The sequence below is a fragment of the Serratia plymuthica genome, assembly GCF_018336935.1.
Taxonomy (GTDB): Bacteria; Pseudomonadota; Gammaproteobacteria; order Enterobacterales; family Enterobacteriaceae; genus Serratia; species Serratia plymuthica_B.
In genome coordinates, this window is the sequence record NZ_CP068771.1 from 4170693 (window position 1) to 4195607 (window position 24915).

Annotated in this window: 23 protein-coding genes and 1 pseudogene; 14 read left to right on the plus strand and 10 right to left on the minus strand. The window is 58.8% G+C overall.

All coding sequences use genetic code 11. From position 1 onward, the window contains the following. Positions 1 to 194 precede the first annotated feature (194 nt). Both JK621_RS19490 and ftsP read left to right on the plus strand, forming a co-directional pair. Positions 195 to 932 (plus strand): 1-acylglycerol-3-phosphate O-acyltransferase, encoded by a 738-nt coding sequence (locus tag JK621_RS19490; protein WP_212557258.1) that lies wholly within the window; start codon positions 195 to 197, stop codon positions 930 to 932. 132 nt (positions 933 to 1064) lie between these two features. Further along, entirely contained in the window at positions 1065 to 2480 is a 1416-nt protein-coding gene (ftsP, locus tag JK621_RS19495) for a cell division protein FtsP (RefSeq protein ID WP_212557259.1), read from the plus strand. Between the two features lie 20 nt (positions 2481 to 2500). Here the strand turns inward: ftsP and JK621_RS19500 are convergent, their stop codons facing one another. Next, the gene (locus JK621_RS19500) at positions 2501 to 3397 is read right to left on the minus strand and encodes a LysR family transcriptional regulator (RefSeq protein ID WP_432761935.1); all 897 of its coding nucleotides are present in this window, start codon (positions 3395 to 3397) and stop codon (positions 2501 to 2503) included. A 151-nt stretch (positions 3398 to 3548) separates the two neighbouring features. On the opposite strand from JK621_RS19500, the gene xapA reads away from it, so the two are divergent. Both xapA and JK621_RS19510 read left to right on the plus strand, forming a co-directional pair. Next, positions 3549 to 4370 (plus strand): xanthosine phosphorylase, encoded by an 822-nt coding sequence (gene xapA / locus JK621_RS19505; RefSeq protein ID WP_212557260.1) that lies wholly within the window; start codon positions 3549 to 3551, stop codon positions 4368 to 4370. 79 nt (positions 4371 to 4449) lie between these two features. Then, entirely contained in the window at positions 4450 to 5709 is a 1260-nt protein-coding gene (locus JK621_RS19510; RefSeq protein WP_212557261.1) for a nucleoside permease, read from the plus strand. Between the two features lie 37 nt (positions 5710 to 5746). On the opposite strand, the gene JK621_RS19515 is transcribed toward JK621_RS19510, so the two are convergent. Next, positions 5747 to 6634, minus strand: a complete 888-nt coding sequence (locus JK621_RS19515; RefSeq protein WP_212557262.1) for a PfkB family carbohydrate kinase — start codon at positions 6632 to 6634, stop codon at positions 5747 to 5749. 181 nt (positions 6635 to 6815) lie between these two features. Between JK621_RS19515 and JK621_RS19520 the strand changes: the two genes are divergently transcribed. Beyond that, positions 6816 to 8981, plus strand: coding sequence for a YgiQ family radical SAM protein (locus JK621_RS19520; protein ID WP_212557263.1), 2166 nt, complete (start codon positions 6816 to 6818; stop codon positions 8979 to 8981). A 60-nt stretch (positions 8982 to 9041) separates the two neighbouring features. On the opposite strand, the gene JK621_RS19525 is transcribed toward JK621_RS19520, so the two are convergent. Next, complete coding sequence (locus JK621_RS19525) at positions 9042 to 9647, minus strand: transglycosylase SLT domain-containing protein (RefSeq protein ID WP_212557264.1); 606 nt, start codon at positions 9645 to 9647, stop codon at positions 9042 to 9044. Positions 9648 to 9912: 265 nt separating this feature from the next. On the opposite strand from JK621_RS19525, the gene JK621_RS19530 reads away from it, so the two are divergent. The 4 genes from JK621_RS19530 to JK621_RS19545 all read left to right on the plus strand — a co-directional run bounded on the left by JK621_RS19530 (position 9913) and on the right by JK621_RS19545 (position 13365). Beyond that, positions 9913 to 10218, plus strand: coding sequence for a PTS sugar transporter subunit IIB (locus JK621_RS19530; RefSeq protein ID WP_006320614.1), 306 nt, complete (start codon positions 9913 to 9915; stop codon positions 10216 to 10218). A gap of 101 nt (positions 10219 to 10319) precedes the next feature. Continuing rightward, the gene (locus tag JK621_RS19535; protein ID WP_212557265.1) at positions 10320 to 11639 is read left to right on the plus strand and encodes a PTS sugar transporter subunit IIC; all 1320 of its coding nucleotides are present in this window, start codon (positions 10320 to 10322) and stop codon (positions 11637 to 11639) included. Then, positions 11636 to 11965, plus strand: a complete 330-nt coding sequence (locus JK621_RS19540) for a PTS lactose/cellobiose transporter subunit IIA (RefSeq protein WP_004948247.1) — start codon at positions 11636 to 11638, stop codon at positions 11963 to 11965. Before JK621_RS19535 ends, JK621_RS19540 begins: the two co-directional genes overlap by 4 nt. Beyond that, positions 11962 to 13365 (plus strand): GH1 family beta-glucosidase, encoded by a 1404-nt coding sequence (locus tag JK621_RS19545; protein WP_212557266.1) that lies wholly within the window; start codon positions 11962 to 11964, stop codon positions 13363 to 13365. The genes JK621_RS19540 and JK621_RS19545 overlap by 4 nt, the downstream gene beginning before the upstream one ends. Positions 13366 to 13411: 46 nt before the next feature. Here JK621_RS19545 and dkgA read toward each other — a convergent pair whose 3' ends face one another. Both dkgA and yqhD read right to left on the minus strand, forming a co-directional pair. Then, positions 13412 to 14236, minus strand: coding sequence for a 2,5-didehydrogluconate reductase DkgA (gene dkgA, locus JK621_RS19550; RefSeq protein WP_212557267.1), 825 nt, complete (start codon positions 14234 to 14236; stop codon positions 13412 to 13414). Between the two features lie 290 nt (positions 14237 to 14526). Continuing rightward, positions 14527 to 15690 (minus strand): alcohol dehydrogenase, encoded by a 1164-nt coding sequence (yqhD, locus tag JK621_RS19555; RefSeq protein ID WP_212557268.1) that lies wholly within the window; start codon positions 15688 to 15690, stop codon positions 14527 to 14529. Positions 15691 to 15883: 193 nt separating this feature from the next. Here yqhD and JK621_RS19560 point away from each other — a divergent pair, with 193 nt between their 5' ends. Then, complete coding sequence (locus JK621_RS19560) at positions 15884 to 16789, plus strand: AraC family transcriptional regulator (RefSeq protein WP_212557269.1); 906 nt, start codon at positions 15884 to 15886, stop codon at positions 16787 to 16789. A gap of 28 nt (positions 16790 to 16817) precedes the next feature. Here JK621_RS19560 and JK621_RS19565 read toward each other — a convergent pair whose 3' ends face one another. Beyond that, the gene (locus tag JK621_RS19565) at positions 16818 to 17846 is read right to left on the minus strand and encodes a zinc-dependent alcohol dehydrogenase family protein (protein ID WP_212557270.1); all 1029 of its coding nucleotides are present in this window, start codon (positions 17844 to 17846) and stop codon (positions 16818 to 16820) included. 108 nt (positions 17847 to 17954) lie between these two features. On the opposite strand from JK621_RS19565, the gene JK621_RS19570 reads away from it, so the two are divergent. Next, positions 17955 to 18881 carry a LysR family transcriptional regulator gene (locus tag JK621_RS19570; protein ID WP_212557271.1) on the plus strand — a complete coding sequence of 309 codons (927 nt, stop codon included), beginning with the start codon at positions 17955 to 17957 and terminating at the stop codon, positions 18879 to 18881. On the opposite strand, the gene JK621_RS19575 is transcribed toward JK621_RS19570, so the two are convergent. Together JK621_RS19575 and metC are read right to left on the minus strand one after the other, a co-directional pair. Continuing rightward, positions 18878 to 19537, minus strand: coding sequence for a DedA family protein (locus JK621_RS19575; protein ID WP_212557272.1), 660 nt, complete (start codon positions 19535 to 19537; stop codon positions 18878 to 18880). The genes JK621_RS19570 and JK621_RS19575 overlap by 4 nt on opposite strands. 155 nt (positions 19538 to 19692) lie before the next feature. Further along, positions 19693 to 20889, minus strand: a complete 1197-nt coding sequence (gene metC, locus JK621_RS19580; protein ID WP_212557273.1) for a cystathionine beta-lyase — start codon at positions 20887 to 20889, stop codon at positions 19693 to 19695. 455 nt (positions 20890 to 21344) lie between these two features. Between metC and exbB the strand changes: the two genes are divergently transcribed. The 3 genes and pseudogenes from exbB to JK621_RS19595 form a co-directional block, all read left to right on the plus strand. Further along, positions 21345 to 22313: a tol-pal system-associated acyl-CoA thioesterase gene (gene exbB, locus JK621_RS19585; protein ID WP_212557274.1), complete on the plus strand. Its 969-nt coding sequence runs from the start codon at positions 21345 to 21347 to the stop codon at positions 22311 to 22313. A 3-nt stretch (positions 22314 to 22316) separates the two neighbouring features. Beyond that, positions 22317 to 22739, plus strand: coding sequence for a TonB system transport protein ExbD (gene exbD, locus JK621_RS19590; protein ID WP_212557275.1), 423 nt, complete (start codon positions 22317 to 22319; stop codon positions 22737 to 22739). A gap of 139 nt (positions 22740 to 22878) precedes the next feature. Continuing rightward, positions 22879 to 23016: pseudogene (locus tag JK621_RS19595) on the plus strand (type II toxin-antitoxin system ParD family antitoxin); the annotation flags it as partial. Here JK621_RS19595 and JK621_RS19600 read toward each other — a convergent pair. Continuing rightward, positions 23017 to 23835, minus strand: a complete 819-nt coding sequence (locus tag JK621_RS19600; protein ID WP_212557276.1) for a shikimate 5-dehydrogenase — start codon at positions 23833 to 23835, stop codon at positions 23017 to 23019. Between the two features lie 31 nt (positions 23836 to 23866). Continuing rightward, entirely contained in the window at positions 23867 to 24910 is a 1044-nt protein-coding gene (locus JK621_RS19605) for a substrate-binding domain-containing protein (RefSeq protein ID WP_212557277.1), read from the minus strand. Positions 24911 to 24915: the final 5 nt, after the last annotated feature.

Genomic DNA, 24915 nt, shown 5'->3' on the forward strand with positions numbered 1-24915 from the left:
ATCAAAGAATGAGTTTACCCAAAATAATTGGCGTTGCATCAAGGCGGCAAGGCCGTAAATCCCCAGGAGCTTAGTAAACTAAGTGATTGGGGTGCGCGGAGGCAGCCAACACAGATGCAGCTTCAAGTATGAAGGGGATAAAGGGATCTGCGTAGCGCTTCAGGCTGCGTCGGCAGTGTGCTAATGAGGTTGTTATGTTATTAATTTTGCGTGCCGTGCTCGCCACTCTGTATTGTCTTCTGGTGTGCATTTTCGGTTCTATTTACTGTTTATTATTCCGTCCCCGCGATCCTCGCCATGTGGCGACGTTCGGCCACCTGTTTGGTCGTCTGTCCGGGCTGTTCGGGCTGAAAGTAGAAGTCCGCGTACCGGCCGATGCGGCCAAAAACGGCAACTGCATCTATATCGCCAATCACCAGAATAACTACGATATGGTGACGGCCGCCAAAGCCGTGCAGCCGCGAACCGTGACCGTCGGCAAAAAAAGCCTGTTATGGGTTCCCTTTTTTGGCCCGCTGTATTGGCTGACCGGTAACCTGCTGATTGATCGGGATAACCGCGCCAAAGCGCACGGCACCATCGCTCAGGTAGCCGAACAGTTCAAGAAGAGAGATATTTCGGTCTGGATGTTTCCTGAAGGCACCCGCAGCCGTGGGCGCGGATTGATGCCGTTTAAAACCGGCGCATTCCACGCGGCAATCGCCGCAGGGGTGCCGATTGTGCCGATCTGCGTTTCTACCACCAGCGGTAAAATTAATCTTAACCGTTGGAATAATGGCCATGCGATCGTAGAAATATTGGAACCGATCGACATCCGTAATTACGGCAGAGAAAATGTGCGTGAGCTGGCGGCCCATTGCCATGAGCTGATGCTGGCGAAAATCGCCGAACTGGACGAAGAAGTCGCCCAGCGCAATGCGGCCGGAAAATAATATTCCAACCGGCTTCAAAGAATGAATTTTTAAACGGCGCCTGATGCCGTTAACGCCCGGGCTCCTGCTAATCTGATTAACAGGGGCCCGGGCTTTGCCCAGAGTTTAGTCATTGCTTTTCATGGAGAAAATATGTCACTCAGTCGACGTCAGTTTATTCAGGCATCGGGCTTGGCGCTGTGCGCGGGAGCCGTGCCGCTGAGGGCTGAGGCGAGCGGAACGCAGACGCCATTACCCATTCCTCCGCTGCTGGAATCCCGCCGCGGTCAGCCGCTGTTTTTAACCTTGCAGCGCGCTCACTGGGCGTTTATGGATAACCGCAAGGCATCGGTGTGGGGCATTAACGGCATGTATCTTGGGCCGACGGTGCGGGTTTATAACGGGGACGACGTTAAGCTGATCTACAGCAACCGTCTGCCGGAGCCGGTGGCGATGACCATCAGCGGCTTGCAGGTACCCGGCACCCTGATGGGCGGCGCAGCGCGCATGATGTCGCCTAACGTTGACTGGTCGCCGGTGTTGCCTATTCGCCAGAACGCGGCCACCTGCTGGTATCACGCCAACACGCCGAACCGCATGGCGCCGCACGTTTACAATGGCCTGACCGGGCTGTGGCTGATCGAGGATGAGGTCAGCAAAGCGCTGCCGTTGCCGAACCACTACGGCGTCGACGACTTCCCGCTGATCATTCAGGACAAGCGGTTGGATAACTTCGGTACGCCGGAATACGATCCGCCGTCGCAGGGCGGTTTTGTCGGCGATACGCTGCTGGTCAACGGCGTGCAAAACCCTTACGTCGAGGTTTCACGCGGCTGGGTGCGTTTGCGCCTGCTCAATGCCTCCAACTCGCGCCGCTACATGCTGCAGTTGAGCGATGGCCGGCCGTTCAACGTCGTCGCCAGCGATCAGGGCTTCCTGCCTGCGCCGGTGGCGGTGCAGCAACTTTCGCTGGCGCCGGGCGAACGCCGCGAAGTGCTGATCGATATGTCAAAAGGCGATGAGGTGAGCATCACCGCCGGTGAAGCGGCGGGCATGATGGATCGCCTGCGCGGTCTGTTTGAACCTTCGAGCATTCTGGTCTCCACGCAGGTGCTGACGCTGCGGCCTACCGGCCTGTTGCCGCTGGTGACCGATAACCTGCCGATGCGTCTGTTGGCGGATCAACTGCTGGACGGCAGCGCCAGCCGCACCCGCGAATTCCGTCTGGGCGACAGCCAGCCGGGGATCAACGGCGCCATCTGGGACATGAACCGCATCGATGTGCAAACGCAGCAGGGCACCTGGGAGCGCTGGAACATTCACGCGGATACGCCGCAGGCGTTCCACATTCAGGGCGTGCAGTTCCTGGTGAAGCGCGTCAATGGCGCGCAGCCAATGGCGGAAGATCGCGGCTGGAAGGATACCGTATGGATCGACGGCGACGTCGAGCTGCTGGTTTACTTCAATCAGTCCACCTCGGAGCACTTCCCGTTCCTGTTCTACAGCCAGACGCTGGAGATGGCGGATCGCGGTACCGCCGGTCAGTTTATGGTGCAGCCGGCGTTGTAAGCCGGCCCTGTGCGGCGCTGTCAGGGTGTCGCACGCAGCATTTCCAGAAACGCCTGCACGACCGGCGTGGCGCTCTCGGCATGATAAATGGCGTACAAATCCGCTGACGGCGCCTGCTGCAGCGGGCAGAACCGCACGCCGGGCCACGGAATGCGCCCGTAGCTGTCCGGCAACAGCGTGATGCCATAGCCTTCGGCCACCAGCGCCATCAGGGTTTGCGGCTCATTGACCTGATAGGCGATGTCCGGTTTGAAACCCTGTTGCAGGCACAGGTTGTGCAGATACAGCCCCAGGCTGGCCTCGTGCGGCGGCAGGACCATGAATTTATCATGCTGCAGCGCCGCGAGCGGCAGGCTTTCCGCTTGCGCCAGCGGGTGATCGATCGGCAGCACCACCGCAATATTCTCCCGCGCCAACAGCTGGCAGGCCAGTCCCGGCAATGCCTGTTCCCTGGCCTCCCGCCAGACGCCAATATCGATATGACGCTTTTGCAGCGCGGCGATCTGCTGGCTGGGCGTCAGCTCGTTCAACGCCCAGGTGACGTTGGCGGTTTGCCCGGCAAAGCGCTTCAACGCCGGGATCAACCCGCCCCACACCGAGGTGCCGACCATGCCGATCACCATATGACCGGCCTCGCCGCGGCCCAATTGCTGCACCTGATTCAGCGCATGACCGGCCTGATCCAACAGCATCTCGACGTTGCGAAACAGCGTGCGGCCGGCCAGCGTCAGCGCCATCGAACGGGTAGTGCGCTTGAACAGCGCGACGCCGAGTTGGCTCTCCAGTTCTTTAATGTGCTTGCTGAGCGGCGGCTGCGAAATATTCAGCCTCAGCGCGGCTTGGGTGAAGTTCATTTCTTCCGCCACGACGCGGAAATAGTGCAGCAGGCGAAAGTTAATCCTGCTGGGGTCCGGCAGTTGCCGGGGCGATTTTATGCTGATGATGGCCTCCTGGTGCTACCAATTTATAGGTAAACGGAATAAATCGGCTGCCAATAATGTATTGGTCTCTGCCGCGTATCGCTCTCTACTATGGGGATTATTTCACCCTCCCACAGAAGAGAATACTATGTTTAATCAAGAAGATGCTTTTTCCTGTGCCGACGCGATCCGCCGCCGCCTGCCGGGCTTCCAGCCGCGCGCAGCGCTGATACTGGGTTCCGGGTTGGGCGCGCTGGCGGAGGTGATGACCGACACCCTGATCATCGATTACGCGGAGCTGCCCGGTTTCCCGGTCAGCGGCGTTGCGGGCCACGCCGGGCAATTGGTCGCCGGCTGGCTGGAAGGCGTGCCGGTACTGTGCATGAAAGGCCGCGGGCACTACTACGAAGGGCGCGGCATGCAGGTGATGACCACCGCCGTGCGCACATTCAAACTGCTGGGGTGCGAATTCCTGTTGGCGACCAACGCTGCGGGTTCGCTGCGCCAGTCGGTGCCGCCGGGCAGCCTGGTGGCGCTTACCGATCACATCAACTTTATGCCTGAATCGCCGCTGGTTGGCGACAACGACGAGCGTTTCGGTCCACGCTTCTTCAGCCTGGCCAACGCCTATGACCGCGAACTGCGCGGACAACTGGCGCAGGTAGCCGAGCGTGCGGGCATTCCGCTGGCCGAAGGGGTGTTTGCCGCTTACACCGGGCCTAACTTCGAAACCCCGGCGGAAATTCGCATGATGCAGACGCTGGGGTGCGACGTGGTCGGCATGTCGATCGTGCCGGAAGTGCTCTCGGCTCGCCACTGCGGCCTGAAGGTGCTGGTGGTGTCGGCGATGACCAACTACGCCGAAGGGCTGTCCGATACGCCGCTCTCCCATGAACAAACCCTGAGCTGCGCCGCGCTGGCGGCCGACGATTTTATGCGCCTGATCCGTGAGTTCTTCAAAACGCTGTAACCTCATAACAGGTCCGGCGGCAGGGGCAGGGCTCTGCCGCATCAATCATCGTTTCAATCAAAATAATAAGGTGATGGTGATGGCAATAAAAACGCGACTGAAGGTAATGGTTTTTTTGCAGTTTTTTATTTGGGGCGCCTGGCTGGTCACGCTGGGATCTTACATGATTAACACCTTGCATTTCAGTGGGATGCAGGTAGGTATGGTGTACAGCGCCAAGGGCATCGCGGCGCTGATCATGCCGGGGCTGGCGGGCATCATCGCCGATCGCTGGGTCAAGGCCAATTATCTGTATGCGCTGTGCCATCTGTTCGGTGCGCTCGCGCTGTACTGTGCCGCCCAGGTTGAGCAGCCGATGGTGATGTTCTGGGTCATGTTGTTCAATGCCATGATGTATATGCCGACCATTTCGCTGTCCAACGCCATTGCCTATTTTTGCCTGGAGAAGCACGGTCACGACACGGTGAAGGATTTCCCGCCGGTGCGGGTGTACGGCACTCTGGGTTTTATTGTGGCGATGTGGTTGATCGGTTTCAGCAAAATTGAACTCAGCAATATGCAACTGTATCTGGCTTCCGGGGTGTCGCTGTTGTTGGCCGGCTATTCGCTGACGCTGCCGAACTGCCCGACCAGCCGGGCGGAAAAGTCGAAAGACTGGTTCAGCGTACTGGGGCTGGACGCGCTGGTATTATTCCGCCAACGGCGTATGGCGCTGTTTTTCCTGTTTGCCATGCTGCTGGGCGTGGCGCTGCAGGTGACCAACACCTTCGGCAACCCGTTCCTGCACGATTTCGCGCAAAACCCGCTGTACCAGGACAGCTTCAGCGTCAGATATCCGGCGGTGCTGCTGTCGCTGTCGCAAATTTCCGAAGTGTTTTTCATCCTCACCATTCCGTTTTTCCTGCGCAGATACGGCATTAAACAGGTGATGTTGATCAGCATGGCGGCCTGGACGCTGCGCTTCCTGTTCCTGGCCTACGGTACCCCGGCCGGTTTTGGCTTCGTGCTGCTGCTGCTTTCGATGATCGTTTATGGCTGCGCCTTTGATTTCTTCAATATTTCCGGCGCGATCTTCGTAGAGAAAGAGGCCAATCACCGCATCCGCGCCAGCGCGCAGGGGCTGTTCATGACGATGGTGAATGGGTTGGGCGCTTATCTGGGGGCGATCGCCAGCGGCGAGGTGGTGGATTTCTTTACCCGCAACGGCATAAAAGACTGGCAGAGCATCTGGCTGGTTTTCGCGCTGTATACGCTGGTGCTGGGCGTGGTCTTTGCACTGACCTTCCATTATCAGCATCGGCCGGAGGAGCACGCCGGGCCGGTAGAGCGCGCGCATTAGATCAAGGCAATGGGCGCGAAAGTGCGCCCATTGTGCTTTAGCTTTCGGGAAAGCGTTGTTGCAGTTGTTGCCAGTCCGGTGCGTTTGCTGCACCCTGGCTTGCCACTACGCAGGCGGCCACGCGGTTGGCCAGGCTGACTGCCTGCGGCAGCGGCCAGCCTGCGGAGATTCCGGCCAGCAGACCGGCGCAGTGGGCGTCGCCGGCGCCGAGAGCATCCACCGCCTGGATCTGAGATGCGGCAAGGTTCAGCGGCGGATTACGGCCATCGCAAATCCATGCGCCTTCATCCTCCTGCCGGCATATCAGCGTAATATTGTGTGCCGCGGCAAAACGTTGTGCGGCGGTGAGCATGTCGCCTTCACCGCACAGCGTTGCCGTTTCGCTGCGGTTGAGCGTCAGTAGCGTGTCGCTGTCGCTGAGCATGGCGAAGAAATCCGCATCCAGCAGGCCAACGCGCGGGCCGGGATCGATCAGGCGCCATTGGTCGAACGGCAGCCGCGTCAGCCAGTCGCGCAGCGCTTCGCCGCTCTCGCCCGTCAGTTCGTCGCCATGGATGTAGATCAGCGTTTCAGGCGTCATCGGCAGCGTGGCGAGCTGGGCCTTGTTCCACTGCGTTTCGCAGCCTGGCGCTTTGACAACCGTGGATTTGCCACAGGGTTCCAGTTGCGTCAGGCGGTGGCCGTTATCCCTCTGGCCGTGGCGCAGCAGCACCGGCAGGCCGAGTTCATTCATGGCGGCTTCAATCATCGCGCCCCATTCGCCATTGCCTACCGGCATGCCATTGACCACCGGCACCTGCAGGCGGCTTAGCGCGCGCGCCACGTTAAACGCACTGCCGCCAATCTGCCGCTGTTGCCCCAGATCGACTTCACCGATCGCGCTGCCCAGTACCAAAACCGGTTTTACTGCTAAAAGCTCATTCATTTTGTCCTCCGCTGCCGGCCATCGGGCCGGACAGATAGGCTATGATGACGTCGCAAACGCCCGGAGTCGAGGGGCAAGCGGGCCGGCGATGTGACTAATGTGTGAAATAACCATGCTCTTTTTGTCACTAGTGCGTATAATCGCCGCCCGGCGATTAATTAACCTGTGAAAGAGCACCAGAATGAGCACGACCAGCCTGATCCAACCCGACCGTGAATTGTTTTCCTATAAGCCTTATTGGGCCGAATGTTTTGGCACCGCGCCGTTTTTACCGATGTCGCGCGAAGAGATGGATCAACTGGGCTGGGACAGCTGCGACGTGATCATTATCAGCGGTGACGCCTATGTCGATCACCCGAGTTTCGGCATGGCGATCATCGGCCGCATGCTGGAAGCGCAGGGTTTCCGCGTGGGCATTATTGCGCAGCCGGACTGGAGCAATAAAGACGATTTTATGCGCCTGGGCAAACCGAACCTGTTCTTCGGCATCACCGCCGGCAACATGGACTCGATGATTAACCGCTATACCGCCGATCGCAAACTGCGCCACGACGATGCCTATACCGCCGGCAACGTGGGCGGCAAACGCCCGGATCGCGCGACGCTGGTGTACAGCCAGCGCTGCAAAGAAGCCTATAAAGACGTGCCGATCGTGCTGGGTGGCATCGAAGCCAGCCTGCGCCGCATCGCGCATTACGATTACTGGTCGGATACCGTGCGCCGTTCGGTGCTGGTGGATTCCAAAGCCGATATGCTGATCTACGGCAACGGCGAGCGCCCGCTGGTGGAAGTGGCGCACCGCCTGGCCGCCGGTGAAAAAATCAGCGAGATCCACGACATCCGCAACACGGCGGTGATGCGCAAGGGCGCGCTGCCGGGCTGGACCGGCGTGGATTCCACCCGTCTGGACAAGCCGGGCCGCATTGAGCCTATCCCTAACCCTTACGGCGAGGATCTGCCGTGCGCCGACGGCGGTACGCCAGAACCGGAAGCCAAGCCGGTTACCGTGCGCGCCGCCAAGCCAAAGCCGTGGGAAAAGACCTATGTGCTGCTGCCGTCCTTCGAAAAAGTGAAGGCCGACAAAGTGCTGTATGCGCACACTTCGCGCATTCTGCACCATGAAACCAACCCAGGCTGCGCCCGCGCGCTGATGCAATCGCACGGTGACCGTTACGTGTGGATCAACCCGCCGGCAATCCCGCTGACCACGCCGGAAATGGACAGTGTGTTCGCCCTGCCGTACCAGCGTATTCCGCATCCGTCCTACGGCAAGGAAACCATCCCGGCCTACGACATGATCCGCTTCTCGGTGAATATCATGCGCGGTTGCTACGGCGGCTGTTCGTTCTGTTCGATCACCGAGCATGAAGGGCGCATCATCCAGAGCCGTTCGGAAGATTCGATTATTCGTGAAATCGAAGAGATCCGCGACAAGGTGCCGGGCTTTACCGGCGTGATCTCCGATCTGGGCGGCCCGACCGCCAACATGTACATGTTGCGCTGCACCAACCCGCGCGCCGAGCAGACCTGCCGCCGCGCCTCGTGCGTCTATCCGGAAATCTGCACCTACATGGACACCAACCACGAGCCGACCATCAACCTGTATCGCCGCGCGCGTTCGCTGGAGGGCGTCAAGAAGATCCTGATCGCTTCCGGTGTGCGTTATGACCTGGCGGTGGAAGATCCGCGCTACATCAAAGAGCTGGCCACCCACCACGTCGGCGGCTATCTGAAGATCGCCCCGGAACACACCGAGGAAGGGCCGCTGTCGAAAATGATGAAGCCGGGCATGGGCAGCTACGATCGGTTCAAACAGCTGTTCGACCATTATTCGAAGTTGGCGGGCAAAGAGCAGTATCTGATCCCGTATTTTATCTCTTCGCATCCGGGCACCCGCGATGAGGACATGGTGAATCTGGCGCTGTGGCTGAAGAAAAACCGTTTCCGCCTCGATCAGGTGCAGAACTTCTACCCTTCACCGATGGCCAACTCCACCACCATGTATTACAGCGGCAAGAACCCGTTGAGCAAGGTAGGGTATAAGTCGGAAGACGTGGTAGTGCCGCGCGGCGATCGTCAGCGTCGTCTGCACAAGGCGCTGTTGCGCTATCATGACCCGGCTAACTGGGCGATGATCCGCACCGCGCTGGAAGAAATGGGCATGAAGCACCTGATCGGCAGCCGCCGCGAGTGCCTGGTACCGGCGCCAAGCATCGACGAGCAGCGCGAAGCGAAACGCCTGCAGCGTCATACCCGCCCGGCGCTGACCAAACATACCGACATTACCCGGCAGCGCACGCCGTCCAATAAGCCGCCGCGTAAGCCTATCCGCAACGGCAAGCCGTAACGGCTACGCAATGCGTTTAAAAAAGGAGAACCTCAGGGTTCTCCTTTTTATTTGCAAGAATTACAACTGCTCGTAGGCCGCTTCCACCTTCATCAAATGGCGCGGCGCCTGCGGGGCGGGATGATACTTGCGCACATGCCAGTTAAAGGCTTCCGGCGACAGAGTGTTAATCATCGCAATGGCTTGCTCGCGGTTGCTGGAAAAGGTCCGCAACAGCGCGCCGGTGCCGTTGACGTAAGCGATAATGGTGGCGTAACGCAGAGTCACAGGATCGTAGATCCCTCTAAGCTGCTGTTTTTGCAACACGGCCAGATAGGCGGCGCCGAGATCGATATTGGTGTCGGGATCCAGTAGATCGTCTTCGTCCGGGCAGCCGCGTTTCCCTTTGTAGCGATAGGCGTCGCAGCCGGCGGTGTCGGCTTTCAACTGCATTAAACCGATGGCATTGGACTTACTCACCGCCTGTGGGTTAAAGCCGGATTCTACCTTAATCATCGCGGCGATCAGTTTTTGGTCGACGCCGTATTTATCGGCAGCATCTTCGATCGCGCCGTCGTAGGCGTGAGGATTGTAACTGACGCGGTGCTTTTTGCCGGCGCAGCCTGCCAATACCAGCATCGCGCAGACGATGCCCAGGCGTGACCACTGCCGTAGAGAAAATTTCATGGTGCTCCGTGCTTTAGTTGAGTGGGGGTAACCTCAGGTGCGTCATGATAGCCTCAGCCGGGTAAAAGATCTTTAGCAAAAAAATGGCTGTTTTCCTGTGCTCCATGATGATGAATTCATCGCTGGCGGCAATTCTGGATCTTCCTCACATAACCCGATTAAATGATGAAACCGGTTACTGAAACCGGTTGCTGTTTTTTCGTATTTTCCACCATACTCATTTCTCAACTGAATCATTTGTACGCGATTAGCCTCAGGAGATCGGATGAAAAAGATATTTCTTTGCTGCGCCGCCGGCATGTCGACCAGCATGGTGGTGAATAAAATGAAAAAATCTGCCGAACAGCAGGGAATTGAGGTGGATATTATTGCCGTGGGTATAGAGGAATTCGAATCTACGCTGGCTAATTACCAATGCTGTCTGCTGGGGCCGCAAATCAAATATAAGCTGGCCGATTTTAAAAAGATCGCCGATCGGGAAAATAAGCCGATTGCGGTTATTAACAGCATGGATTACGGCATGATGCGCGGCGATAAGATTCTGGCCGAAGCCTTGGCGATGATCGCATAACACCGAGAGAACGGGCCGTACTGCGCACGTCGTGCCTGGCTCTCCGGCCAGGGTTGAGCCGCTTTACCCCATTACTCACCAAACGTCCCGAGGGTTGAACCATGAGTATCAGCCAGGCCGCATTCAATTTCATCGAAAACCGCATCAGCCCGATTGCCGGTAAATTATCGACCCAGCGCCATATTATGGCGATCCGCGACGGTTTTATTTCCGCCATGCCGTTCATGATCGTCGGCTCATTTTTACTGGTCTTCGCCTATCCGCCTTTTGCCGCCGACAGCAGTTGGGGAATAGCCCAATGGTGGTTGAATGCGGCGGAAAAACATCAGGTCGCCATTCTTACCCCGTTTAATATGACGATGGGCATTATGTCGATCTATATTACCGCCGCCATCGCCTACAATCTGGCGCAGAGTTATAAGCTCGATCCTTTTATGGCGGCGATGCTGGCGCTGATGTCTTTCTTGCTGGTCGCCGCGCCGCAGACCGAGAAGGTGTTGCCGACCGCCGCGTTGGGCGGCGTGGGGATCTTCACCGCCATTTTGGTGGCGATCTACACCACCGAGCTGGTCCGTTTCCTTAAAGTGCGCAATATCGGTATCTCGCTGCCGGAGCAGGTGCCGGCCAAAATCAAGCAGTCGTTCGATCTGCTGATCCCGATCCTGGCGGTGGTGATCACGCTGTATCCGCTCAGCCTGCTGGTGCAACACCAGTTTGGCCTGCTGTTGCCGCAGGCGATCATGGCGCTGTTCCAGCCGCTGATTTCCGCCGCCGATTCGTTGCCGGCGATCCTGCTGGCGGTATTGATCGGCCATCTGCTGTGGTTTGCCGGCATTCACGGCGCGGTGATTGTCTCCGGCATGCTGCAGGCGTTCTGGTTGACCAATCTGGGCATCAACCAGGATATGCTCGCGGCCGGCCAGCCGTTGCCGCACATCTTTATGGAGGCTTTCTGGACTTTCTTTATCGTGATTGGCGGCTCCGGCGCCACCTTTGGGCTGGTGCTGCTTTATCTGCGCAGCCGTTCGGCGCACCTGCGGTCGATCGGCAAGCTGAGTCTGGTGCCGAGCTGTTTCAACATCAACGAACCGGTGATCTTCGGCACGCCGATCGTGATGAACCCTACCTTCTTTATCCCGTTTATCACCGCGCCGATCGTCAATTCGATCATCGCCTATGCGGCGGTGAGACTGGATCTGATCGGCCGGGTGATCTCGGTGGTGCCCTGGACCGCCCCGGCGCCGATTGGCGCGGCCTGGGCCACCGGCTGGGATTTCCGCGCGGCGTTGCTGGTGCTGGTACTGGCGGCGGTATCGGCGCTGATTTATTACCCGTTCTTTAAAGTCTATGAGCAGCAACTGCTGGATCAGGAAGTGAGTGACGCGGATTCGATTGAACAAACGCAAGGAGTGACCGAATGATCGACATGGAAACGGCGGTAATGGAGCTGATTATCAATGCCGGCGAGGCGCGCAGTTGCGCCATGCAGGCGCTGTACGCGGCGCGTAAATACCAGTGGGATCAGGTGGATATTCTGTTGGCGGAATCGCAGCTGGCGGCGAAGCGCGCCCACGCGACCCAGACTGAGCTGATTGGTTTTGACGAGGGCGAAGGCAAGCTGCCGGTCAACCTGATCATGGTACACGCGCAGGACCACATCATGAACGCCATGCTGGCGCGCGATCTGGTGGAAGAGCTGGTCAGAATTTATCGATTGCTGGAACAGAACGGAGTGCAAAACGCATGAGCGTATTTCCCAAGGATTTCCTCTGGGGCGCGGCGACCGCGTCTTATCAGGTAGAAGGCGGCCATGATGCCGACGGCAAGGGCCTGTCCAACTGGGATCTGTTTTCCCATCTGCCCAGCACCACCTATCAGGGCACCAACGGCGACGTGGCGGTCGATCATTACTACCGCTTCCGGGAGGACGTGGCGCTGATGGCCGAGCTGGGCATGCAGACCTATAGATTTTCGATCTCCTGGCCGCGGCTGTTGCCGCAGGGGCGGGGAGAGGTGAACGAAGCCGGGATCCGCTTCTACAGCGAACTTATCGACGAACTGCTGAAGCACAATATCAAACCCATGATCACCCTTTATCACTGGGATCTGCCGCAGGCCTTGCAGGAGAAGTTCGGCGGTTGGGAGTCGCGCGAGATCGTCGATGCCTTCGATGAATACGCCCGCCTGTGCTATCAGCGCTTTGGCGATCGCGTCGAGCTGTGGTCAACCTTCAACGAAACCATCGTGTTTATCGGCATGGGCTACATTACCGGCGCGCATCCGCCCAGGCTGACCGATCCGAAAAAGGGCATTCAGGCCTGCCACCATGTGTTTCTGGCCAATGCGCGGGCGGTGAAAAGCTTCCGCGAAATGGGGATCGACGGGCAGATCGGCTTCGTCAACGTACTGCAACCTAACGATCCGATCAGCGATTCGCCGCAGGATCGGCGCGCCTGCGAGATCGCCGAAGGGATCTTCACCCACTGGCTGTACGATCCGGTGCTGAAGGGCGAATACCCGGCGGAGCTGTTGGCGATGGCGCAGCAGGCGTTTGGCGTGCCGTATTTCGCGCCGGGCGATGAGGAATTGCTGAAGCAGAACATCGTCGATTTTATCGGCCTGAATTACTACAAGCGTGAGATGGTGGCGCATAACGACGACGTGGAGGGTTACGCCATCAACACCAGCGGCCAGAAGGGCAGCGGGCGCGAACTGGGCTTTAAGGGGCTGTTCAAACAGGTGCGCAATCCGAACGGCGTTTACACCGATTGGGATTGGGAGGTTTACCCGCAGGGGCTGACCGACGCCATTGGCCGCATCGTCAAACGCTACGGCAATATTCCCCTTTATATTACCGAGAACGGGCTGGGGGCCAAGGATCCGATTGTCGACGGCGAGGTGCGCGATCAACCGCGCATTGATTATCTGCGCGATCATATTCAGGCGATCGGCGCGGCGATCGAGCAGGGTGCCGACGTGCGCGGCTATTACCCCTGGTCGTTTATCGATCTGCTGTCCTGGCTCAACGGCTATCAGAAGCAATACGGTTTCGTCTATGTCGATCACAACGACAATCTGGCGCGCAAGAAGAAGCAGAGCTTTGGCTGGTATCAGCGGGTGATCGCCACCAACGGCGAGCAACTATAGCGGGGAAATAAAATGGCCCTCTCGTTGGGGAGAGGGCCGGGCAACATTACAGAGAATCCGGATCCGGCCCCAGACGGTTGCCGATATCCAGTTTGGCTATCTCGCTCAGTTCGTCTTTATCCAGTTTAAAATCAAACACCTCGAAGTTTTCACGAATGCGCGACGGCGTGACCGATTTCGGGATCACGATCAGGCCGCTGTCCAGGTGCCAGCGCACCACGATCTGCGCCGGGGTCTTCTCGTATTTGTCCGCCAGGTGTTTGATCACCTGCTGATCAAACACCCCTTCGCCACCCTGTGCCAGCGGGCTCCAGGACTCGGTGGCGATATGATGGGTGGCGTTCCAGGCGCGCAGCTGGCGCTGTTGCAGCAGCGGGTGCAGTTCGATCTGATTGATCACCGGCGCGACGCCAGTTTCATCCAGCAGGCGTTGCAGGTGCGGAATGTGGAAATTGCACACGCCGATACTCTTGATCAGCCCCTGTTCGCGCAGTTTGATCAACCCGCGCCAGGCGTCGACATACTGATCCTGTTGCGGTTTTGGCCAGTGGATCAGATACAGATCGACATAGTCCAGTTTGAGTTTTTCCAGGCTGGTTTCCAGCGCGGCCTGCGGGTCGCCCTGATCGTCGTTCCACAGCTTGGTGGTAATGAACAGTTGGTCGCGCGGTATAGAAGCAGATTGCAGCGCGGCGCCGACCCCTTCCTCATTTTTGTAGATCGCAGCGGTATCAATCGAGCGATAACCAATTTCCAGCGCTTTGCTCACTGCATTGGTGGTCTCTGAAATACTCGCCTGCCAAACGCCGAGACCCAACTGCGGCATCAGATTACCATCGTGGAGTTTGATGATGGGTTGTTGCGTTGTCATGCGCATCTCCTTGTGAACTGATTGCCCGGCGCTGCATGCACCGGAAAACGGCTATAAATAAATTCTAGTTGGCAAACCGGGGTGTTGCTGAGTTTGCTAACCGAATTTCAGCGGTTGCGGCACGGTCTGATACAGGTCATGTTTTTCTCCCATTGATTAACGAGACGATGTCATGCGATGCGATCGGCAGCGCAGAGAAAGCGCTGAACTGCGCCCGGTGATCGGTCGGGCGCAGGGTGCAGAAACGGTAAACAGAAACTAAAGCCTAGCAGGAAATCGCCGGTTTGCGATTAACGCGCCGCTTCATAAATGCGTTGGCTGACTTCCAGGGTGATGTCCTGGTGTTCGCCCAAGGCGGTCATGCCGTGCTGATGCAGTTTGTCGAGCAGCGCCGGGATCGAGCTGCCGTCGAGCTGGTAATCCGCCATGCGGGTCGGCACGCCCATTTGCTCGAAGAAGGCGCGGGTGGCGGCGATGGCGCCGTCGATACGGCTGTCTTCGCTGCCGTCGCGCAGGCCCCAAACGCGTTCAGCGTATTGCAGCAGTTTTTCGCGCTTCTGCGCTTTTTTCTCGGTCAACAGGGCCGGCAGAACGATCGCCAGCGTCTGTGCGTGGTCCAGATCGTGCATTGCAGTCAGCTCATGGCCCAGCATGTGGGTCGCCCAGTCCTGCGGCACGCCGGCGCCGATCAGGCCGTTCAATGCCATGGTGGCGCTCCACATCACGTTAGCGCGCACTTCGTAGTTTTCCGGCTCGGCCAGCGCGCGCGGGCCGTCTTCCAGCAGCGTCAGCAACAGGCCTTCGGCAAAGCGATCCTGCACCTTGGCGTTGACCGGGTAAGTCAGGTACTGCTCAATCGTGTGTACAAAGGCATCGACCACGCCGTTGGCGATCTGGCGCGGCGGCAGCGAGTAGGTCACGACCGGATCCAACACCGCGAACAGCGGCTGCACGTGCGGCGAGAAGAAGTGTTGCTTGTCGCCGCTGCTTTTGCGGGTGATCACCGCACCGCTGTTGGACTCAGAACCGGTAGCCGGCAGCGTCAGCACGCAGCCCATAGGCACCGCGCCGGCGATCTGGCTGCCGACGGTTTTCAGGATGTGCCACGGATCGCTGTCCGCCTGATAATGGGCCGCAGCGGCAATGAACTTGGTGCCGTCAACCACGGAACCGCCGCCGACCGCCAGCAGGAAATCGATGTTTTCCGCACGTACGACGTCGACTGCTTTCATCAGCGTTTCGTAGGTTGGGTTAGGCTCGATGCCGGAGAACTCCTGCACGTTACGGCCGGCCAGCGCGGCATAAACCTGATCCAGCACGCCGTTTTTCTTCACGCTGCCGCCACCGTAGGTGATCAGGATGCGTGCGTCTGCAGGGATCTGCTGTGCCAGGCCGGCAATTTGGTCCTGGCCGAACAGAATTTTGGTTGGGGTATGGAGAATGAAGTTTTGCATGGGTAATTTCTCTTCTGCATGGGGAAAGCGCCGGCGGCGCAAAAATATCTGATGCGTATTGTCAGTAACTTAGCCCCGCAGCACAATGCACATTCCTGTGCGAGTCTTGCCTATTCCTACAAAACGTTGTAGAAAAATAGAGTTTTAAACTATTATTTATGCCGAATTGTTCTGAGTGTAAGAGGGTGTTTCAGTGGCGGAAATCGATGAACTGCGCTGCCGCATGGCGCGCCAGGCCACGCGCTTTGCCGAGGGCAACGGCTATACGCCGTCGCCGGTGCCGCGGGTCAAGATCCTGTACGTTGATCGGTACTGCCCGCGTCAACCGGTGATGTATGAACCTGGAGTGGTGATCGTTTTTCAGGGGCATAAGGTCGGTTATTGCGGCAACAAAGTGTTCCAGTACGATCCGCGCAACTATTTGCTGATGTCGGTGCCGCTGCCGTTCGAGTGCGAAACCTTCGCCAGCCCTGAGCTGCCGTTGGTGGGGTTGGCGGTCAATATCGATACCCAGATGCTGCAGGATCTGTTGATCGACATTGGCGACGACGACTATCTGATGCAGCCGCGCAGGGAAAGCAGCGGGGTAAATCTGGCCGCGCTGTCGGAAGAGATGCTGTGCGCCACCGAGCGCCTGCTGGACGTGATGGCCAAACCGCTGGACGCCCGGGTGCTGGGCCCGCAGATCGTGCGTGAAATCCTCTATCACGTGCTGCGCGGCTCTTGTGGGGCATCGTTGCAGGAGCTGGTCAACCGGCATACGCATTTTAGCCAGATCGCCAAGGCGCTGCGGCGCATTGAGAACCAGTATGCGGAAGGCCTCAACGTGGAGCAGCTGGCGGGCGAGGTCAATATGAGCATCTCGGCGTTTCACCATAACTTCAAGGCGGTGACCAACACCTCGCCGTTGCAATATGTGAAATCTTATCGGCTGCACAAGGCGCGCTTATTGATGGTGCACGACGGTCTGAAGGCCAGCACCGCGGCGATCCGCGTCGGCTACGAGAGCGCTTCGCAGTTCAGCCGCGAATTCAAACGCTTCTTTGGCGTGACGCCGAGCGATGAAATTGCCCGGTTGCGCGACAGCCCACTTAGTTAACGTCGGCTGTCTGCCGCCGGGCAGCGCTTTACGGCGTCAGCACGATCTTGCCGAAGGCCCCACGGTCGAGATGATCGAGCGCCTGCGGCAGTTGATCGAAGCGGTAAACCCGGTCGATCACCGGCTGCAGCCCAAGGGTATCCACGGCGCGCACCAGATCTTCCAGCGCGCGGCGATGGCCGACGCCAATCCCTTGAATCACCGGCGATTTCATCAGCAGCGGGCCGGCAGGGGCAGAGACTTCGAAGCCTTCGAGGGCGCCGATCACCGAGATGCGTCCGTGAATCGCCACGGCGCGGACCGAGTTGCCGAGGTTGGGGCCGCCAACGGTGTCGACTATATGGTCGATACCCAGGTCTTGCGTCAGTTCATACACGGCGTCCACCCAGTCGCCGTTCAGACGGTTAATGCCGTGATCGGCACCCAGCGCTTTGGCGCGCGCCAGTTTTTCATCGCTGGCTGAGGTGACGTACACCTCCGCGCCGTGCGCCTTGGCTATCTGTAGCGCGAACAGTGCCACGCCGCCGGTGCCTTGCACCAACACCGATTCGCCGGCGTGCAGGCGGCCCTGTTCCACCAGCGCGAACCACGCGGTCAGGCCGGCGCAGGGCAGGGTACTGGCCTGTACGTCGTCCAGCGTGGCGGGCGCTGCTGCCAGCCAGTCTTCGTGCACTACCACGTATTCCGCCAGCATACCCTGATAGAAACCGCCCAGGGTGCGGTAGGGCAGCGTACGCGCGTCGCCGTGCGGCTTCTGTCGACCGTCGATCCAGCCAGGGCTGAAGGTGGAGATCACCCGATCGCCGGGTTGGAAGCGGCTGACGCCGGCACCGATGGCATCCACTTCGCCGGCCATGTCGGAAGCGGGAGTGAAGGGTTGCGGCAGCGTCATCCCCATACCGGTTTCAATCACCAGCTTGTCGCGGTAGTTGAGCGCCACCGCGTTCACTTTCACCCTGATTTCGTGCGGCCCCGGCTGCGGTATGGCGCTTTCGGTCAGTTGCAGGTGTTCACGCCCCAGGGCGGCCATTGTCCAGCGTTGCATTGTGTCGGTCATGATTCACTCCAAAGTCGGTAATAAGTAGACCTGTCAATATTATCGTTGATTGATATTCGCCAGTGGCGATAAGATTTCCTTTGATTGTTTCCTCAAGAGATACAAACCATGACCGACCAATTGAACGGCATTTCGGTATTCGTCACCGCCGTGGGGGCGGGGAGCTTTGCACTGGCCGCCAGCCGGCTGCATCTCTCGCGCTCGGCGGTGGGGAAGACCATCGCCAGACTGGAGCAGCGGCTTGGCGTGCGCCTGTTCCACCGCACGACCCGCAGCCTGAGCCTGACCGACGACGGGGCGTTGTTCTACGAACGTTGCCTGCGGGCGCTGGAGGAGATCCGCGCGGCGGAAACGCTGCTGGAATCGGGCAAGCGAGAAGTCAGCGGCAAGCTAAGGGTATCGATGCCGGTACTGTTCGGCCGCATGTGCATCGCGCCGCTGCTGACCGAACTGGCGCGCGAACACCCCGGTCTGGAGCTGGAGCTGTCGTTTAACGATCGCGTCGTGGATTTGATTGAGGACGGTTTTGACCTGGCGATCCGCAACGGCGAGTTAGCCAACAGCAGCGGGCTGGTGGCACGGCGGCTCGGTAACCACCGCATGGCGCTTTGCGCCGCGCCGGCTTATTTGCAGCGCCGCGGTGAACCGCAGAGCATCGAACAACTGGCGCAGCACGATGCGGTGGCTTATGTCCGTGCCGGCGTGGTGCGTAACTGGTTGATCCCGGAAGCGGACGGCGTGACGCGGGAGATGATACCGGGCACCCGTTTGCAGATGGATGACCTGCAGGCGATAGCGGATGCGGCCGTCGCCGGGTTCGGCATCGCCTGGCTGCCGTGTTGGCTGGTGCGCGGGCAACTGATTAAAGGTGAACTGGTGCGGATAATGCGAGATCGGCCGGGGCTGTTTTTCGACGCCCATGCGGTGTGGCCGCAGACGCCGCATCTGCCGTTGAAGGTGCGAATGGCGGTGGATCGACTGGCGAGCAAGTTGCCCGCCAATATGGAATTGATTGAGGCGAAGCCTGTCGGTTAGGCCGCGGCGCGCTTTTTGCGCCAGATGACCAGCATGGCGCCCAGCAAGCCCACCAGCAACAGCAGCAGCGGCAGGATCATCAGTCCGGTCATCACCTGGCTTTCGTAACGTTTCACCAGCGGGATCTGGCTGAAAGCGTAACCGAGGCTGACCAGGGCACCGACCCAAACGACCGCACTTAGCCAGTTAAACAGATGAAAACGCGCGCTGTTCAGCCCAGAGATGCCGGCCATGGTCGGCAGCAGGGTGCGAACGAAGCCGAGGAAGCGGCCGATCATCAGGGCCATCAGGCCGTGACGGTTAAACAGATTGTGCGCGCGCTGGTGATACTGGGCGGGCAGTTGCAGCAGCCAGCTTTTCACCAGGCCGGTATGGCCCAACCAGCGGCCCTGCAAATAGCTGAGCCAGCAGCCGAGGCTGGCGGCGAGGGTCAGAATAATCAGCGTGGGTATAAAAGCCATCACGCCTTTGGCGATCAATGCACCGGATAACAGCAGCAGGCTGTCGCCGGGCAGGAAGGAGGCTGGCAGTAATCCATTTTCAAGGAACAGAGTGGTGAAAAGTACGGCATAAACCACCCAAATTACGCTTGGGTCGGCAAGAGCAATGAAGTCCTGCTGCCAAAGCGCATGAACAATCTCTCGTAATACATCCATTTTATGTCCTGTTGCATGCCGGTTTCGCCCGGGGTCACTTTCTCCAGGGGGCGGTGTTGACCTTATCTGACCAATTACCCGGTTAGTGTACTGCTAATAGCTTAAGTACACATTAAACGAAGCAGAATAAAATTGGCAGCGCAACGGGCTATGGATCAGCGTGCGTTGGCGATACGCTCGAAACCTTCGGCGAGGTCGGCGATCAGATCCTGCACGTTCTCCAGGCCGATATGGAGGCGCACCAGCGTGCCGGAGAAATCGACGCCGCCCGCCGGACGGATCGCCTCCAGTTCTTCCGGTTGGTTGGCCAGGATCAGCGACTCGTAACCTCCCCAGGAATAGGCCATGCTGAAATGGCGGAAGTTATCCAGATAGTCGGCCAGTTGCTTGTCGCCAAGTCGTTGTTTCAACACGAAAGAGAACAGGCCGTTGCAGCCGCTGAAATCGCGTCGATAGAATTCATGGCCTTTGCAGCCGGGCAGCGCGGGGTGATTGACCACCTCCACCTCCGGCCGTTGTGCCAGCCAGTTGGCGACTTCGATACTGCTCTGTTCGTGCTGCTTCAGGCGCACGCCCAGCGTGCGCAGGCCGCGGCTAGCCATATAGGCGGTATCGGCGTCCACCATCTGGCCCATCAGGTAAGAATATTCGCGCAGTTGCTCCCAACAGCGTTCGTTGGCTACGGCGGTGCCGAGCATGTAATCGGAGTGGCCGATAATGTATTTGGTGCCGGCCTGGATCGAAATATCGATATCAAAATCCAGCGCCTTGAACAGCACGCCGGCCGCCCAGGTATTGTCGATCATGATCACTGTTTCCGGCGCTACGGCGCGGATGGCCTGCACCATCGCCGGAATATCCTGAATTTCCATGGTGATGGAACCGGGGGATTCAAGAAACACCACGCGGGTATTGGGCTGAATCAGCCCGGCGATGTCGGCGCCGATCAACGGGTCGAAATAGGTGGTCGCCACGTTCATGCGGCTAAGAATGTGGCTGCAAAAATCTTGCGTCGGCTCATAGACCGAACCGGTCATCAGCACGTGGTCGCCGGCGCCGACAAAAGACAAAATGGCATTGGATACCGCCGCCGCGCCGCACGGATAAAGCACGCAGCCCGCGCCGCCTTCCAGCTCGACCATCGCATCCTGAAACGCGAAGTGGGTCAGGGTGCCGCGCCGGCCGTAAAATAGCTCGCCGTGGGCGCGTTGGGCGGTGGCCTGCTTCTTGGCCGCCACTGAGTCAAATACCAGTGAGGAAGCGCGCTGGGTGACGGGATTAACGGAGCCCTGGGTATAGCGCTTGCTGCGCCCGGCGGCGATCAGCGTGGTTTCGATATTTTTCGACGTCATAGGAATGGGCTCACTTTTACTGGCTTTTCACTGGCATTTTGCGATAGCCCTTAGGTTAACATGACATATAATAGCCATCCAGACGTTTTAACTTCCAGATATAGAAACGGCCATAATCCTCTGCCGGAGAGCGTTCTGGCATGGCATCATTCTGCATGACGGCATTTAACCCGCCCGCATGTCGGCAAACGGGCAACCCACAGGCATAAATGCTGTCGGGGCGGGTTTGTTGCATCTCTGTGGGCGAAAAGTAACGAAAAGACCTTTAAAAGGGGAGTAAAGGGCCGAACCGGCGGCGAATGGGTCAAGGCTGCGGCTTCGATGCGGTGGGATCTGAAATATTGCCGATTATTTGGTAAATAATAATGAGAACCACTATCAATCCCTGATTGGTTTGATATGATCGCACGCTGAATTATTCCTCAATTTTGATCGGTAACGGGTGGAGGCACAGCGTGAAAACGGCTGGCAAGCATGTAAATCAACGAGCGTTCGGCCAGGGCCGGGCGCAATGGGGCAAGGCGTTAGGCCGCGGTCTGATCGCTTCGATGGTATTGGTGGTTGGATTGGCCGGCAGCGCACAGGCTGCACCGGCGGCAAACCCCGCCGTGACCGAGAGCGTTGCTCCGGCCGCCGCGCCTGTTGCTGCGCCTGAAAGCCTGACCCCGCTCAACCCGGCGCCGACCCTACAGCCACCGGAAACCCGCGGCATGGATCTGTCCGTTTGGGGCATGTACCAGCACGCGGACATCGTCGTGAAAACGGTGATGATCGGCCTGGTGCTGGCGTCTGTCGTCACCTGGACCATTCTGTTCTCCAAAGGCAGCGAGCTGTTCCGCGCCAAGCGCCGTCTGCGCCGCGAGCAACTGGCGCTGGCCAATGTGCGTACGCTGGATGAAGCCAGCGAACTGGCACAGGGGTTCTCCGAAGAAAGCATCAGCGCGGTGTTGCTGAACGACGCGCAAAACGAGCTGGAACTGTCGGCGGAATCCAACGACAACAACGGCATCAAAGAACGTACCGGTTTCCGTCTTGAGCGCCGCGTAGCGGGCTACAGCCGCAATATGGGCCGTGGCAACGGCTTCCTGGCGACCATTGGCGCTATCTCGCCGTTCGTCGGTCTGTTCGGTACCGTTTGGGGCATCATGAACAGCTTTATCGGCATTGCCCACTCGCAAACCACCAATCTGGCCGTCGTCGCGCCCGGCATTGCGGAAGCGCTGCTGGCGACCGCGTTGGGGCTGGTCGCCGCGATCCCGGCGGTGGTGATTTATAACGTCTTCGCCCGCGTCATCAGCGGCCATCGCGCTCAGGTTGGCGACGTGGCGGCGCAGGTGTTGCTGCTGTTGGGCCGCGATCTGGATCTGGCCGCGACGGCGGAAGCCAAACGCTCACAGCATTCACACCAACTGCGGGTGGGGTGAGTTATGGCGATGCGCTTAAATGAAGATTTGGACGACAGCGGCGAACTGCATGAAATCAACGTGACGCCGTTTATCGACGTCATGCTGGTGCTGTTGATCATCTTTATGGTGGCCGCGCCGCTGGCAACGGTAGATATCCGCGTCGATCTCCCCGCTTCTTCAGCCAAACCGCAGCCGCGCCCGGAAAAACCGGTGTTCCTGTCGGTGAAAGCGGATAAGCAGCTGTACGTGGGTGAGCAAGCGGTCAGCGCCGATCAACTGACGGCGGTGCTGGATCAGCATACTCAGGCGAACAAAGAGACCACCATCTTCTTCCAGGCGGACAAGACCGTGGACTACGAAACGCTGATGAGCGTGATGGATACGTTGCGTAAAGCCGGCTATCTGAAGGTGGGGCTGGTGGGGATGGAAGGGGCCGCCAAATAGCGGGCTGGATATCGCTAACGATGAGAAGGGCGCTGAGGCGCCCTTTTTTATTGTCTGAATTTTGTACAAAGGTTTGATGCACCTTCAACAAATGAAAATACCAATAGAGAGTAATTAACACTACTTTCCGGAGCCAGCCATGCCAACAAGCATTGCTTTAAGCCCTCATTTTGAAAAGTTCGTTCATGAGCAAATTGACAACGGGCGTTATGGCAACGTCAGTGAAGTGATTCGGGCAGGTCTACGCCTGCCCGAAGAGCATGAGCGGGCGATGAAATCAGCCGCGAGCGTGCGCCGCGGCGCGAGCGATCTGCTCATCGGTAGGGCGGACGCCGGTATAAAGCACGAACTGTTCCAGCGCCTGCAATGCAATCACTTCCGCACCGGTAATCACCCGTTTGCCCTGCGCGCGCGCGTTGCGAATCAGCGGGGTTTCCGCCGGCAGCGCCACCACGTCGAAAACGATTTTCGCCGTGTCGAGGGTTGCCGGGGCAAAGGCCAGTTGTTCCGCCTCTGCGCCGCCGGCCATGCCGATGGGCGTTACGTTGATCAGCATATCCACGGTTAAATCACCGACTTCCGCCAGCCACTGATAACCGTAGGCGCTAGCCAGCGCCTGGCCTGCCGCCGGGTTGCGGGCGATGATATGACCCTGTTTGAAACCGGCGTCGCGCAGGGCGGCGGCCACCGCCTTTGCCATGCCGCCGCTGCCGCGCAGGGCGAAAGTGGTTTCCGCCGGGATCTGATGTTGCGCCAGCAGTTTGGCGATGGCGATATAGTCGGTGTTATAAGCCCGCAGGAAGCCGCCGTCATTGACGATGGTATTGACCGATTCAATCGCCGTGGCGGAAGCATCCAGCTCATCGAGGAAGGGAATGCAGCTCTCTTTGAACGGCATGGAGACCGCACAGCCGCGAATACCCAGAGCGCGCACGCCGCCCACCGCCGCCTGAATATCCTGGGTGGTGAATGCCTTATAGATAAAGTTCAGATCCAGTTCCTGGTACAGGTAGTTATGGAAGCGGGTGCCGAAGTTGCCGGGGCGGCCGGCCAGCGACATGCACAACTGGGTATCTTTGTTAATCTCGTGACTCATGATGGGCTCCTTAATCGGGAAAAACCTGAATTTATGGCTGGCCGAGCAACGCCTTCGAACCGGGGTGGCGCCAGTGGATGCTGCCCGGCAGATATAACGCATTCTGCGCCAACGGCTGCTCGTCGATAAGCTGGCTGACCATGTTGAAACTGTGCTGGGCCAGGGCGCGGCAATCCTGGGCGACGGTGTCGATTTTCAGCGTCAGGCCATCGAACAGGTAGTGGTCGTCGAAGCTGCAAAGGTGCAGGTCGCTTTCCATCAACTGGTGCTGATTCAGGTAGCGCAGAACCCCTTCGAGCAGGCCGCAGGCGGCGGTAAACAGCGCTTTCGGCGGCCGGCCAAGCTGCGCGCAAAGCTGAGCGAACATCTCGTAGCCGGAACTGGGGTGGTAGTTGCCGTTGATGATCCATTCCGGTTTACAGGTCACCCCGGCGCGTTCAAGGCCGAGCTGAAAACCGGCCAGGCGATCGCGCGTTGGCGAGATGCGCGGTTGGCCGCCGAGGAAGTAGAATTCGTCCGGATGCTGGCGCGCCACGTTTTCCACCAGCGTGGCGGTCGAGGTCAGCGAGTCTGTCATCACCAGCGGCAGCGCGGAGCCGGTGATCAGGCGGTCCATCTGCACCACCGGCAGGCCGGCGTTAATCTTTTGGTATTCCACATCGCTGAGTTGGCTGGAGGCGACAATCAGGCCGTCGACCTGACGTTGCACCAGGCTGTTCACCGCCATCATTTCCTGCGCCGGGTTTTCGTCGGAGCAGGCGATCAGCAACTGTAAACCCGCCTCGCGGCACAGGGTTTCCAGCTCGCGTGAAATCACGGCAAAACCGTAGTTGGTCATCTCCGGCACCACCAGCCCCAGGGTATGGCTGCGGGAGGAGCGCAGCGAACGTGCATGGAAACTAGGCTGATAATGGTGCTCGCCGGCCAGCGCCAGAATACGGTCACGGGTGTCGTCGGACACCCGGTATTCTTTGCTGCGTCCGTTAAGCACCAGGCTGGCGGTCGATTTCGACACGCCGGCCAGCGCGGCAATATCACTGATGGTTATGCGTTTGTTTTTTTTCACTGACGGCATCTGAG